The organism is Rhodococcus sp. NPDC003382, assembly GCF_053589135.1.
In genome coordinates this window covers 1-13,775 of sequence record NZ_JBSFRH010000056.1, presented here as the reverse complement: position 1 = coordinate 13,775, position 13,775 = coordinate 1, and the positions used below count along the sequence as shown (strand labels likewise).

Annotated in this window: 11 protein-coding genes and 1 pseudogene; 2 read left to right on the top strand and 10 right to left on the bottom strand. The window is 67.9% G+C overall.

What is annotated here, in order from left to right; translation table 11 throughout:
• Nucleotides 1-18: 18 nt before the first annotated feature.
• Together ACWDUD_RS26615 and ACWDUD_RS26610 are read right to left on the bottom strand one after the other, a co-directional pair.
• Entirely contained in the window at nt 19-825 is an 807-nt protein-coding gene (locus ACWDUD_RS26615; RefSeq protein ID WP_450111269.1) for a crotonase/enoyl-CoA hydratase family protein, read from the bottom strand.
• Between the two features lie 143 nt (nt 826-968).
• Entirely contained in the window at nt 969-2,156 is a 1,188-nt protein-coding gene (locus ACWDUD_RS26610) for a hypothetical protein (protein ID WP_450111268.1), read from the bottom strand.
• Between the two features lie 112 nt (nt 2,157-2,268).
• Between ACWDUD_RS26610 and ACWDUD_RS26605 the strand changes: the two are divergent.
• Nucleotides 2,269-2,383, top strand: a pseudogene (locus ACWDUD_RS26605) (transposase); the annotation flags it as partial.
• Nucleotides 2,384-2,402: 19 nt separating this feature from the next.
• The gene (locus tag ACWDUD_RS26600; RefSeq protein ID WP_231611375.1) at nt 2,403-2,588 is read left to right on the top strand and encodes a hypothetical protein; all 186 of its coding nucleotides are present in this window, start codon (nt 2,403-2,405) and stop codon (nt 2,586-2,588) included.
• A 313-nt stretch (nt 2,589-2,901) separates the two neighbouring features.
• On the opposite strand, the gene ACWDUD_RS26595 is transcribed toward ACWDUD_RS26600, so the two are convergent.
• The 8 genes from ACWDUD_RS26595 to ACWDUD_RS26560 form a co-directional block, all read right to left on the bottom strand.
• Entirely contained in the window at nt 2,902-5,142 is a 2,241-nt protein-coding gene (locus ACWDUD_RS26595; protein ID WP_197255697.1) for an NADP-dependent isocitrate dehydrogenase, read from the bottom strand.
• Nucleotides 5,143-5,773: 631 nt separating this feature from the next.
• Complete coding sequence (locus ACWDUD_RS26590; protein ID WP_248674391.1) at nt 5,774-6,778, bottom strand: aromatic ring-hydroxylating oxygenase subunit alpha; 1,005 nt, start codon at nt 6,776-6,778, stop codon at nt 5,774-5,776.
• A 14-nt stretch (nt 6,779-6,792) separates the two neighbouring features.
• The gene (locus tag ACWDUD_RS26585) at nt 6,793-7,701 is read right to left on the bottom strand and encodes an alpha/beta hydrolase (protein WP_307846507.1); all 909 of its coding nucleotides are present in this window, start codon (nt 7,699-7,701) and stop codon (nt 6,793-6,795) included.
• A 1-nt stretch (nt 7,702) separates the two neighbouring features.
• Nucleotides 7,703-8,905, bottom strand: a complete 1,203-nt coding sequence (locus ACWDUD_RS26580; protein ID WP_197255702.1) for an amidohydrolase family protein — start codon at nt 8,903-8,905, stop codon at nt 7,703-7,705.
• 12 nt (nt 8,906-8,917) lie between these two features.
• Complete coding sequence (locus tag ACWDUD_RS26575) at nt 8,918-10,114, bottom strand: acyl-CoA dehydrogenase family protein (RefSeq protein WP_197255704.1); 1,197 nt, start codon at nt 10,112-10,114, stop codon at nt 8,918-8,920.
• 41 nt (nt 10,115-10,155) lie between these two features.
• Entirely contained in the window at nt 10,156-11,190 is a 1,035-nt protein-coding gene (locus ACWDUD_RS26570; RefSeq protein ID WP_450111267.1) for an acyl-CoA dehydrogenase family protein, read from the bottom strand.
• 19 nt (nt 11,191-11,209) lie between these two features.
• Complete coding sequence (locus ACWDUD_RS26565) at nt 11,210-12,052, bottom strand: amidohydrolase family protein (protein WP_450111285.1); 843 nt, start codon at nt 12,050-12,052, stop codon at nt 11,210-11,212.
• Between the two features lie 2 nt (nt 12,053-12,054).
• A complete protein-coding gene (locus ACWDUD_RS26560; protein ID WP_450111266.1) occupies nt 12,055-13,677 on the bottom strand; it encodes an AMP-binding protein in 1,623 nt (540 codons plus the stop codon).
• Between the last annotated feature and the right edge of the window lie 98 nt (nt 13,678-13,775).

Here is a 13,775-nt window from a genome sequence, read left to right as displayed (position 1 = left end):
ACCGCGATCCGACCGAGGTCAGTCCGGGTCCACGAAGGCGGGTGCCCGCCCGGCCGTCCCCGCGGTGACCGCCTCGATCTGGTTGGGCGACCCCATCAGCTCGACCTGCAGCGTGCTTTCGAGCATCAGAGCGGACGCCGGATCCGATCCGGTCCAGGTCTCCTCGTAGAGACGTTTGGCGGCCTGGACCGCATGCGGGGACTTCCCGGCGATCTCGCGCGCCAGCTCCGATGCCGCGGCGAGCGGGTCGTCGACGACGTGGGTGACGAGGCCGATCGCCTTCGCCTCGGCACCCGTGATGATCCGCCCGGTGAAGGTCAGTTCCTTGGCGACGTCGAGGCCGACGAGCCGCGGCAGGCTTTGGGTGATGCCCATGTCGGGAACGAGGCCCCACTTGACCTCCATGATCGACAGCCGTGCGTCCGGGGTCGCGAATCGGATGTCGGCGCCGAGCGCGATCTGCAGTCCACCGCCGAAGCAATTGCCGGTGATCGCGGCAATCACCGGGGCCGGAACACGGGACCAGCCGTAGGCCGCACGCTGTCCGTGGCCGGCGACCTGACCGTCCTCACGCGCCAGCAGATCCCGCGGCCCCATGCCTTTCCGATCCGCGAGACCGGTGATGTCGAGGCCCGAACAGAAGCTCTTGCCGGCACCGTGCAACACCACGGCGCGGACCCTGCGGTCGACGGCAAGTCGCGCGGTGGCGTCGACCAGCGCATCGAACATCGCCGAATCCAGGGCGTTGTGCTTCTCGGCTCGATCCAGGGTCACTGTCGCGACCCCGAGTTCGTCGACGTCGATACGAACCCTGTGCTCACTCATCCGAACCGAACCTCCTGCGCCGGCGCCGTTCGGGCGTTCGAGGAACGGCGCCCGAGATCGTGCAGCGACTGTACAAGACGGCGTCCCGCCGGGGATCGACACAACCGGCACAACGCACGAGGCCGGTCACCCCGCGACGGCCGTCAGAGGCGACCGGACGGCAGGCGCCCCGCGGTGAAGTCCGCGACCTGATCCGCGGTGAACGGTGGATCGAGCAGGTCGGCGCGCTGGGCGTAACAACGGAACAGGTCCGTGATGTAGTGCATCCGGTCCGGAAGGTCGGACCAGTCGCGAACGGCGGTGTCCCGCACACTGTCGGGGCTCGGGTCCACTCGGGCGAGGAAGGCCCGAAGTTCGGGGTCGACCAGTTCCGCCAGCAGGGGCGGGAACGTCGCCGGCAGGTCCTCGGACAGGTCGAGCACCCCGCCGTCCGGCAGAGACAGGACCATCAGGTGCTCGGTGACGGCGCGGCGCACCAAGCGGCGGACATGCTCGGTCAACTGCTCCGCTGCCAGGCGTACCGGTGTGCGCCGGCCGAGGACGGTCAGCAGGGCCAGGCGGGGCCACTTCAGAATCGGGTTGTCCGGCAACAACAGATCCAGCAGCCGGCGTTCCAGGTCCCGCGGATCCAGGATGGGCGCCTCCAACGCCGCGGTGATCTCCGGTTGCAGCCGGGTTTGTTCGTGCAGGCCGATCTCGAGGTTGGCCAGGAGCAGCAGCTCGGCGCGCTGCTTCTCGTCGGTGCTGAAGATCGCCCGGTGATACCGCGTGAATGCCCGGCGCAGGTAGTCCTGCCCGTCGGGTGGTTCCCCCGGCCGCAGCGTGGCGCAGAAGTCCGCGATCCGCTGCTCGTCGAGCACCGTGTCCTGCGCGAACTCGGCCAGGAAGCGGGCGAACTCGCGGGCGATCTCCGCGAACACCTTCAGATTGCCCCGCGCCGTGGCAGCGCTGACTTCGTCCAGGCGTGCCGCCCGCACGATCACCGTGCGCACCGCCTGTTCGACCACCGGGTGTCCCGGGAACGCCCGCCGCAGACCCCGAACCACCAGATCGATCCCGGCGTCCACCTCGGGTGACGCGGCAAGCGATCGTTCCAGGGCATGCGTCAGGTCTTCCTGCCGAATCGTCCGCCCCACCTGCTTGGACGCCCACACGGCGAACGTGCACCAATTCGCGTGACCACCGGTCCGTGAAGCGAGCGAGCGCGACAGCAGATGGTAGGCGTGGGTGATCCGCAGGTTGCGGATGATCGGCTCGGCCTGCCCGGCGATCGCGTCGATGTCGGCCACGGTCGGTGCCGCGCCGACTTCGCGGGGACCACCAGGACTCATGACACCCCCAATCCGATCTTTGCGACCTTCCCAGTCTGAGCTCCGAGGGGAGGATCTGAACAGAGCGCGCTGTCAGCACTTTCCCGCCGTGATCGACGCAAAGGCGTTCGTCGGCTTGGTGCCCTCGGAGTACTCGTCCGGGATCTCGCGGAATCAAGGGTCGATCACCAAGACCGGCAACACCCATGCCCGTCGGCTGTTGGTGGAGGCTGCCTGGCATCACCGGCCGCGGTATCACGTCGGGCAGTGATGCGGTCCCGCTGGGATCAGGCCCCGGCCGCGGCTCGCGCCCGCGGCGACGAAGGGAATCGCCGGCTGCATCAGCGGTGGGTGGGTTTTCTCGAACGCCGCAAACGACCCGTGATCGCGAACGTGGCGATCGCCCGGGAGTTCGCGGGCTGGTGCTGGTCGTTGGCGGTGATGGACTGCTGATGCTCACCCCCTGATCTGCTTCGCCGGCGAGTCCGGTGGTGACAGCGCGTGGATCGACCCGCGACACCGCTATGAGCAGGCCTGTTCGGACCGACTCTCGTCTCTGGGCACGCGGATGTGATCCAGCCGGAAAACCGTCCTGCGGCAGCCAACCCGCGTATATTCACCCCGCAAGCGGGAGGGACCCCCGTCTGACCGCGCGTCGCTTGTCGACACGCTCACCACAGGACTCCCTCGACGAAGCGCAGAGGCGCCTCCAGGGTCGCTCCCCGGAGGCGCCTCACTCTGCCTTCTCGACAGACTTCTCTACATATCAGCGGTTGACGGCCGCAAGCGCGGTGTTCAAGGTCTTACTCGGCCGCATCACGGCCGCGGTCTTGACACTGTCCGGCTTGTAGTAGCCGCCGATGTCAACCGGCGCGCCCTGCACCTCGATCAGCTCCCGTACGATCGTGTCCTCGTCCCTGGCCAGCGCCTCGGCCAGCGGGGCGAATTGTTCCGCGAGTTCCTGGTCCTCGGTCTGCGCGGCAAGCTCCTGCGCCCAGTACATCGCGAGGTAGAACTGGCTGCCCCGGTTGTCGAGCTCGCCGGTCTTGCGCGACGGGCTCTTGTTCGTCTCCAGCAGCTTGCCGGTCGCTGCATCGAGCGTCTTTGCCAGGATCTTGGCGCGCTCGTTGCCAGCCTTGAGCCCGAGGTCCTCCAGGCTTACGGCCAACGCCAGGAACTCACCGAGCGAATCCCAGCGCAGGTGGTTCTCCTCCACCAACTGCTTGACGTGCTTGGGCGCCGACCCGCCTGCGCCCGTCTCGTACAGGCCGCCGCCCGCCATCAGCGGCACGATCGACAGCATCTTGGCGCTCGTACCCAGTTCGAGGATCGGGAACAGGTCGGTGAGGTAGTCGCGCAGGATGTTGCCGGTCGCGGCGATGGTGTCCAGCCCGCGGATCAGCCGCTCCAGCGTGTATCGCATCGAGCGCACCTGCGACATGATCTGGATGTCGAGGCCCTCGGTGTCATGATCCTGCAGGTACAGCTCGACCTTCTTGATCAACTCGTTCTCGTGCGGGCGGTACGGGTCGAGCCAGAACAGGACCGGCATACCGGAGTTGCGTGCCCGGGTGACCGCGAGCTTGACCCAGTCGCGGACCGGCGCGTCCTTGACGGTGCACATGCGCCAGATGTCACCCGCCTCGACGTGCTGGGTCAGCAGCACCTCACCGGTGTCGACATCGACGAAGTTGGCCTCGCCCTCCTCCGGAACTTCGAAGGTCTTGTCATGCGAGCCGTACTCCTCGGCCTTCTGCGCCATGAGCCCGACGTTGGGGACGGTGCCCATGGTCGTCGGGTCGAACGCGCCGTTGGTCTTACAGAAGTTGATGATCTCCTGGTAGATGCGCGCGAAAGTGGACTCCGGCATTACCGCTTTCACGTCCTTGGGTCTTCCGTCGGCGCCGTACATCTTGCCGCCCGAGCGGATCATAGCGGGCATCGAGGCATCCACGATGACATCGCTGGGTGAATGGAAGTTCGAGATGCCGCGGGCGGAATCGACCATGGCCAACTCGGGACGGTGCTCATGGCATTTGTGCAGGTCCTGCTTGATTTCGTCCCGCTGCGTACTGGGCAGCGTCTCGATCTTGTCGTACAGGTCGCCGAGACCGTTGTTGACGTTGACGCCCAGTTCGTCGAACAGCTTCTGATGCTTGGCGAAGGCGTCCTTGTAGAAGGTCTTCACCGCGTGGCCGAAGACGATGGGGTGCGAGACCTTCATCATCGTCGCCTTGACGTGGAGGGAGAACATCACGCCCGTCTTGCGGGCATCCTCCATCTGCTCCTCGTAGAAGTCGAGCAACGCCTTCTTGCTCATGAACATGCTGTCCATGATGTCGCCCTCACCCAGGTCCACCTCGGGCTTGAGGACGATCGTCTCGCCACCCTCGGTCACCAGCTCCATCCGGACCTTGCGCGGCCGGTCCAGCGTCATCGACTTCTCGCCATGGTAGAAGTCGCCGTGCCGCATGTGCGCGACGTGGCTGCGTGAGGCCATCGACCACTCGCCCATGCTGTGCGGGTGCTTACGGGCGTACTCCTTCACCGCCCGGGGTGCGCGCCGATCGGAGTTGCCCTCACGCAGGACCGGGTTGACCGCGCTACCGAGGATCTTGCCGTAGCGCTCCCGGATGGCACGCTCCTCTTCCGTCTTCGGGGCGTGCGGGAAATCCGGGACCTGGTAGCCCTTGTCCTGCAGTTCCTTGATGGCGGCCAGGAGCTGCGGCACCGACGCGCTGATGTTGGGCAGTTTGATGATGTTGGTGTCGGGCAGTTGCGTCAGACGACCCAGCTCGGCAAGGGTGTCCGGTACGCGCTGCTCTTCCGTGAGGTGGTCGGGGAACTCGGCCAGGATCCGCGCCGGCACCGAGATGTCGCTGGACTCGACTTCGATGCCCGCGGCACCAGCGAAGGTACGCACGATCGGCAGGAAGGCGTAGGTCGCGAGCAACGGTGCCTCGTCGGTCAACGTGTAGATGATGGTCGACTGCTTATCGGCGCTCATTTTTGTCTCGTCTCCCACGTCAGTTCGGTCCGCTTTTCGAAGTGCTCCGGGTGCGGTATTGCTTCGGGTATCAGGCTACGTGCGAGAACACAAGAACCATATTTACCCGCCGGTAGCGCGAACTCCGCTACCGGCTACGGTCGGCGTCACGCCGACTTCGCGTGGACCACCAGGACTCATGGCACCCCCGTTCGATCTTCGCGACCTTCCCCAGTCCGACCGCGGACGGAGCATCTGACAGGGCATGCTGTGAGCACTTGCCCCTCGGGGGTCCGACGCGAAGGCGAATCGCGTAGTCGACTACTCGTGCCAGACGAAGAGCCTCGTTCAGCCGGCGCTGCTGACGCTGATCGGCGGCTCCCTCGTCTCGGCCTGCGCTCCGACCCTGACCGTGCTGTTCGCCGGCCGCGCCCTGCAGGGCATCGGTATCAGCGGCGTCGTGACCGTCGCGGTGGCCCTGCTCGGCGCCGTCATTCTCCCGCGGGAACAGGGCAGCTGTTCCGGGTACGCTGCTGTCGTCATGGCAGCCTCGATGGCCGGTGGCCCACCGCTGGGTGGCGCGCTCGTCGACACTGCGGCTCGGCATCGGCGTGCTGCTGCCGAACCACCCGCTGCGATCGTGATCAGGAGGTCAGGCGGTGGCGTCGACCGGTGGGACACCGTAGAACTGCTGCGCCCACTTACGCAGCGAGAGATACGGTTTCGCGTCCTTCGGGGACAGCGGCGGATGTTCGACATATTTCTGGTGCCGCCAGATGCTCAGGTCCTCCCACACGGTGACGAGGAACTGGCGTTCGACGCGTTCACGGACGTCGGCCGGCGGCACGTCGTCGTCGCCGGGGTTGCGGGGCCACCAGATCGAATAGAACAGATCCGAGCTTTCGTCGTCGACCGGTGTGGTCGCGAAGATCAGCCGATGCCTCGACGAGCCCTCGAACGCGCTGATCGACCCGCCGAGCCCGAACATGTGCGCGTGGATCTTCAGCGCCATCTTCTCCGGGTCGTCGCTGCGCGCGTCGGACCAGCCGGTGAGGAACTTCCACGCGTGGTCCGAGGCGCTGTAGTCCAGCATCTGCGGGGTGACGGTCGCGCCGTGCACGTACTGGAAGTGCAGGCTGTCGGGACCGTTCTCGAGCACCACCTGCGGATGCACCGGTTCGCGTTCGGTCTTGCGGGAGAACTCCGGATACGGGCGGTAGTAGTCCGACGACTCACCCGACCCGACCTCGGGGAACAACCCCAGGATCCCCGGCATCTCCCAGGTCGGGGCGGCGCCGTCCGGGTGGTGCCACATGAACACGCAGCCGTCGTGTTCGACCACCGGATACACCCGCAGCCGCACCGTGGGCCGCGTGCGATTCTCGCCCGGGATGGCGCGGTTGGTGCCGTCGGGTCCCCAGCGCCAGCCGTGGAACGGACATTCGACGCAGTCCCCCACCACCGTGCCGCCGTAGCCGATGTGCGCCCCCAGGTGCCGGCAGTGGCCGGTGAGGATGTGCATCGCACCGGACTCGTCGCGGTAGGCGACCAGGTCCTCGCCGAAGTACTTCAGCGGCCGCACCTCCCTCACGGGGAATTCCGCCGACCAGCCCACCATGAACCACCCGGTGACCTTCCAGGTGAACGGGACCTTCACAGCACCTCCAGATGTCACGCGGACGGACGTTCGGTTGCGAGCGCGCACTCCTCCACGAATGCCAGCACACTCCGGTGATAGGCACCCGCGGCGAACCCGACACTCATGTTGTGTCCGCTCGCGGCCTGCCGGTACCACACCAGCCGCGGCGACGACGTGAAGCCCCGCGCGATCGCGTCGAGTGTGTCCGGGTCGGTCCGCCACACCCGTTCGTGTTCGGCGTGGCTGAGCCGCACCGGAATCCGGATGTCCGGGGACAGCACCGGGAACTTCATCGGCCACCGGACCGCGACCGTCGCCTCGTATCGAGGGGTGCGCGACGAGAGCGACCGACCGCCGCGCACCTCCTCCGGGTACAGGTCCTCGGGATACCAGAGCAGGTCCCGGATGGTCCCGCGGTCGCCGAGGCTGCGCATCGCCGTGATCAGTTGTTCGGCGTCGGCGTACTTCACGGTGCCGGTCCCGGCCAGTTCCAGCCCGAGCAGCCGCGCGCCGCGCGGATCCGCGGCCATGCGGGCACCGAGGTCGCACCCGGCCGAGTGCGCCAGCAGGAATGTGCCCGCGCCGCGCGGCGACGCCCCGAGCAGGGCGTCGACGGTCGCGTAGCACGCGTCGACGCGGCGCGCCGGATCGTCGAACTCGTCCCCGAACGGCGCCGACGCACCGTAGCCGGGCCGGTCCGGCGCCAGCACGGTGTAACCGAGCGCGGCGCCGGCGCGCAACAAGGACAGTTCGGGTCTGCCCGGCAGGTCGAAGTACCGCGAAGTGGTTGCGCCGCCGTGCAACGCGACCACGACGGCGCGCGGTTCGGCGACCTCGGCGCACAACGCCGACATGGGGATGCCGTCGATGTCGACGACGCGTTCGGTGACCGTGCCGACCCCACCCGGAGTGGGGTCCGAGGCCGCGATGCCGGCCGCCACCTCAGGCGCCCCGCGCGACCGCGGGATCGAGACCGAGCAGGTCGAGCATGTTGCCTCCCATGACCTTTCGCGCATCCTCGGCCGACAGTCCGTCGAGCTGCCCGAGCAGGCTCAGCGGATCGGCCAGCCCTTCCGGGTGCGGCCAGTCCGAGCCGTAGACGACGCGGTCCGCGCCGAGCATCTCGACGACCTCCCGGTAGTCGTCCTCCCAGAACGGATTGACGTAGACGCAGCGCCGGAACGCCTCGATCGGGTCCTCGAGGAACAGCTGCGGCATCTTGTCGTAGGCGTGCCGCAGGTTGCGGAACAAGGTGGGCAACCAGTCGGAGCCGTTCTCGATGGAGAGGATCCGCAGGTCCGGATTCCGCGACAACGCGCCGTGGCACACGAGCGCGGTCATCGCGTCCTCGATCGCGCGCGAGCCGATCGCGGCGGTCCGGAATGCGGTGGGGGCGAACGGTTTGTATTCGGTGGCGGGCTCCCAGATGTCGAGGACCTCCGAATAGCCGCTGTCCGACGCGTGCATCGACACCGGAATCCCCGCGTCCACACAGGCTTTCCAGAACGGGTCGAACTCCTCGAACCCGAACGATCGGCTGCCGCGGAAACCCGGCACCGGCGCGGGACGGACGAGCACCGTCTTCGCGCCGCGCTCGAGGCACCACTGCAGTTCCTCGAGCGCCCGGTCCACGATGGGCAGGGTGACGACGGGAACCGCGAAGATCCGGCCTTCGTAGTCGAAACTCCAGTGCTCGTACATCCACCGGTTGAGCGCGTGGATGACGTCGTGGGTCAGCTCGGGATCGTTCTTGAGGCGTTCCTCGACGAGGCTCGCGAGGGTCGGGAACATCAGCGCGTAGTCGAGGCCCTGCTCGTTCAGCTTTTCGAGCCGCGCCGCGGGGTCCCGGAACGCGGGAATCGACTTGATGGGTTTGCCCATGATCTCCCGCGCCGACTTGCCGTCCGGGTTGCCGTTGCGGAAGTAGTCCTCCTGCGCGCCGGGCGCGGCCACGACGGAGAACGTCGGGTTGGGGATGAACTCGCTGATGGTGTTCTGCACGACGATCTTGGTGCGACCGTCGATGTCGACGTAGCGGATGGCGTCCTTCGCGTGGACCGGGAGGTACTTGGTCAGCGCGTCCCGGGTCTCGTACATGTGGTTGTCCGAGTCGAAGATCGGGAACGGGTGCGGATTCGTCGCCATGGTGAACGCTCCTCAGTGCGCCTCGGCGCGTGCGGGCTGCGAGTAGTTGGGCCGGCCGAGACCGAGCACGTGCTGGGCGATCATGTTCCGGAACACCTCGAGGGTGCCGCCGTAGATGCCGCACAACGGGGCCCACCGGAACAGGTGCTCGGCGCCGCCGTCGTCAGCGGCGCCTTCGGTGTCGACGGGCAGTGCGGATGCGGAACCGAGGATGTCCATCAGGTCCGGGGAGATGTCGCGCATCGTCTGGGCGATCGCGACGCGCCCGAACATGTGCGGCGCCGACAGTGCCGCTTCCATCCGGGCGATGCTGCGGCCGAGCCGGTACGCGACCGCCCGGTCGTCGAGCGGCCGGCGGCCGTCCGGGCCCCCCTGTCCGAGGATCCGCGCAATGCGGTCGACCCGGGTCGCCATGGTGGTGCCCTGATGGATCAGGATGGACACGTCCTGCAGACCGTCGTTCGCGGCGTCGACGACGCCGTGTTCCTCGGCGAGCGGACCCATCAGCACGGCCCAGCCGCCGTTGACCTCGCCGAGCCGGTACTTGTCGGGCACGCGCACGTCGGAGTAGTAGACGATGTTGGTGCGGTCGCCGTCGACGGTGCGCAGCCCCTGGATCTCGATGCCGGGGGTGTCGAGCGGGACGAGGAACATCGTCAGGCTCTTGTGCTTGGGGGCGTCGGGATCGGTGTTGGTGATGAGGAAGACGTACTGGCAGTTGTGGGCGCCGGTGGTGAACATCTTGGAGCCGTTGATGATCCAGTCGTCGCCGTCCCGGACCGCTCGGGTCTTGCAGGTCGCGACGTCGGAGCCGCCGTCGGGTTCGGTGTAGCCCAGGCACAGCCGGACCTCGCCGCTGTCGATCTTCGGCAGCACCTCGGCGCGCACCTCGGGCGATCCGTATTTCTCGACCGAGGTGGTCACGATGGCGGTGGTGCCCGCGGTCACCCACGGCACCTGGGCGCGGCGTTTCTCGAGGTCCCACAGTCTGCGCCGCAGCCGGTTCAGGCCGCCTTCCGATTCGGGTGCGCGTTCCGCGGCGAGCCAGCCGTCGGCGCCCATCGCCAGGTGCACGCCCTCGTCGAAGTTGTCGCCGGTCTCCCGGTCGCGGCGGCGCACCTCGTCGGTGACGTGCGTGTCGAGGAAGGCGCGTGCCCGCCGCTGGAACGCGGCGTCCTCGTCGGACAGTTCCACGAGTGAGAAATCCATGGTTCCCCCTGCTGTTTGTCGGCCTGCTCTTGTCGACTCGGCTAGGCCCGCGCGGCGAAGCTCTCGGCGACCCGGACCGCGGCGTCGGCGGGATCACCGCCGGCCAGTGCCCAGCCGCGGGCGCGGACCAGATACGCCGAGGCCGCCGATTCGGCGGCGACCCCGAGTCCGCCCTGCACGTGCACGGCCATCGTCGCCGCGCGCGGTGCCTCGTCGGCCAGGTACACGAACGCCGCCGACGCGAGCACCGGCGCCGCGTCGGGCTCGTTGTCGAGGAACCACGCGGCCCGCCGTGTCAGATTGCGGGCCCCGTGCACGACGATCGCGATGTTCGCGAGCGGATGCGAGATGCCCTGCAGGGTCGAGATCGGCACCCCCATGGTGTAGCGGTTCTTGGCGAATTCCGCTGCGATGGTGAGTGTTTCCTCGACCAGTCCGACGAGCGCGGCGGAGGTCAGGAGCCGCCATTCCTCGAGCGCCCGATCGTACTGCGCGACCGCCTCGGGTCCGCTCGCGAGCACGGTGCGACGATCCGCTGCGGCCGGGTCGATCCACGCCGCCGGCAGCTTGCCGATGTTGTCGACCTTCGCGGGGCGGGTGTCGAATTCGAGGCGCACGACGTCGTCGCCGTCGCGGACGACGATGCGGTCGGCGACCGATCCCGACGGGACGAGACGCCTGCCGGGCGGAGCGTCGAATCGTGGTTCCAGCGCGACGATCTCGCGTCCGGTGACGATGTCGGTGGTGTCGCACGCATCGAGCCGGGCGAGCAGCCGGGAGCCGCACACGTGGTCGATCCACGGCACCGGGGCGAGGGTGCGGCCGAGTTCCTCCGCGACGAGCGTCAGGTCGACCAGCGTCGCGCCGTCGCCGCCGACGTCCTCGGGCAACACCATGGAGGTCGCGCCGGTCGCGCACAGTTGTTCCCACAGGTTCTTGTCGAATCCACCGGGTTCGGCGGCGCGCACGACCTCGAGGGGACTGCGCGCCCGGAAGAACTTCGCGTATGCGGCCTGTAGTTCCGTCTGGTCCGCGGACAGGCTGTAGTCCTGCCTGCGTAGTTCGTAGCGGTCCATCCCGTGTGCCCCTGTCCCGTCATTCGGCCGTGCCGCCGGCGGATCGGCCGCCGAAGAAGAATTCCTGTGCGTTGCGATAGAGGTAGTTGTCGCGGACGTCGTCCGGCAGATCCAGCGCCAGCGCCTCGGGGACGAGGCGGCGCATCGGCAGCACCGGCCAGTCGGATCCGAAGATCACCTTGCCCTTGCCGCGGGTGCGCATGTAGTGCAGCAGGCTGTCCGGCAGCCGCTTGGGTGACCACGCCGAGGTCATCAGCCGCAGATTGTCGTACTTGATGAGCAGCCGGATCGCGACGTCCCACCAGGGGTCGGCGCCGTGGATCATGCACAGCTTCAGTTCCGGGAAGCGGTAGCAGACCCGGTCCAGGTGGATCGGGTGCTGGACCTCGCCGGGAATCGGCGGGCCCGGTAGGCCGGTGTTCATGCACAGCGGCAGGCCCAGTTCGGCGCACTTGTAGTACAGCGGGTAGTACACGGCGTCGGTGGGCGGGTACATGCCGTCGCCCCAGAAGCTCGGTCCCACCGTCGTGTACGCGACCGGCAGATCGTGCACGAGCGCGGCGAGTTCGCGCAGCGACGAAACCGGATGCAGCAGGTCGACGCCGTTGACGGCGAGCGCGAACCGGTCCGGCATCTCCTCGACGAACTTCAGCGCGGTCGGTGACGGTTTGACGATCGAGTACATCAGGATCGCCTTCTCGACGCCCTGTTCGTCCATCTCGTCGATCAGTTCGGCCAGATCCACCTGCCGATACATCGATTGCGGTCCCTTGAAGTACTTGTCCCGCACCTCGAGCATCCACGCGGGTTGTTCGCGCTCGCCGAAGTGCACGTTCACCAGGCAGTCGAGGACCTTCGGCATGCTCACGCTCCGTCCTTCTCGAGTGCCGGCTCGGCGACCTGCTGTGCGGCCCAGCGGTAGTCGGGTTTTCCGTTCCCCAGCCGCCGGATCTCGGGGACGAACACGAAGGCCTTCGGTGCCTTGAACCCGGCGAGCGAGTCGCGGCACGCCTGCCGCAGCGCGGATTCGACGGACTCGCCGTCCGCGGACTGCACGAGCGCCACGATCTCCTGACCCCAGCGAGGACTGGATCTGCCCACGACCAGCGCGTCGACGACGCCGGGTTGCGCGCGCAGCACTTCCTCGACCTCCTCGACGAACACCTTTTCGCCGCCGGTGTTGACGACCAGCGAATCCCGGCCGAGCAGCCGCAGGGAGCCGTCGGCGTCGACGGTGACGCGGTCGCCGGGGATCGCCAGGCGCTGCCCGTCGATGATCGGGAAGGTCGCTTCGGTGGCGGCGCGGTCGTCGAAGTAGCCCAGCGGGACGCGGCCGGTGCGGGCGGCCCAGCCGATCTCGGGGTCGCCCGGGTTCAGCAGCCGGGTGCGGTCGTGCGAGACGGCGGTGCCGCCGGGCATCGGGTCGAAGGTGTCGACCTCGGCGCCGCGGGTGCTACGCCCGTATCCCATCCCACCGGTTTCCGACGAGCCGTACCCTTCGACGAGGAAGGCGTGCGGAAGTTGTTCGAGTAGTGCCCGTTTGTGCACCGGGTTGGTCGCTGCTCCCCCGGTGCCGATGACCGACAGTGACGACAGTTCGTAGGGGCGGCGCTGCATCTCGCGGACGAGCGGTCCGGCGTAGGCGTCGCCGACGATGGTCATCAGCGTGACCTTCTCCCGCTCGGCCGTTTCGAGTGCGGTGCGCGCGTCGAACTTCTCCCGGTCGTCGTACAGCACGACGGTCTGTCCGACGAGGAGCCCGGCGAAGGTGGTCCAGGTGCCGGCGGCGTGCGACAGCGGCGACGCGGCGAACCACACCTGCCCGGTCGCGCGGGCCAGCGCCTGCACGGGTTCGGCGGAGTCGTGGTCGGCGCCGTTCATCGACGAGACGTACATGTCACCCTGCCGCCACAGCACGCCCTTCGGCCGGCCGGTGGTGCCGCCGGTGCACAGCATGATCAGGTCGTCGGGTGAGGTCGCGATCACGGCGTCCGGATCGCCGAGTTCGACGGCCTCCTCGAACGGCACCGCCCCGGCGAGTTCGGGCACGTCGGTGCCGTCGTCGACGGAAATCAGCAGCTCCACCCCGGGCGGGGCGGTCCGGTCGACGACCGGCCCGAACGATCGGTGGTAGACGATCCCGCGCGGGGCGATGTAGGCGAGCAGGTCACGGATCTCGCGGGGCGTGTAGTGGTGGTTGACGTTCACCGGCACCACCCGCGCCTTCGCGCACGCGATCATCAGGTCCGGGTACAGGTCGTTGCGCATGATCAGCGCGATGCGGTCCTGTCCGCATTCCCACCGGTCGAGCCGGTGCCGCGGGGTGTGCTCGCCGAAGCCGCGATCGGCGAGGAAATTCGCGAATCGTCGTGTCCTCGAGGAGGATTCACCGAAGGTGCTGCGGCGATCACCGCACACCGTCATGGTGCGGTCCGGGACCGCGTCGGCGACGGCGTCGAACACCGCGCCCAGACTCCATTCCGTCAACGCATCCTTACCTTTCTTTCAGGGGGTTCGAACTGGGCGACGGCCGTAGGCTTCGAACCACCCAGGGACGTCGGACATGGCTTTCATCGCTCTGCTGC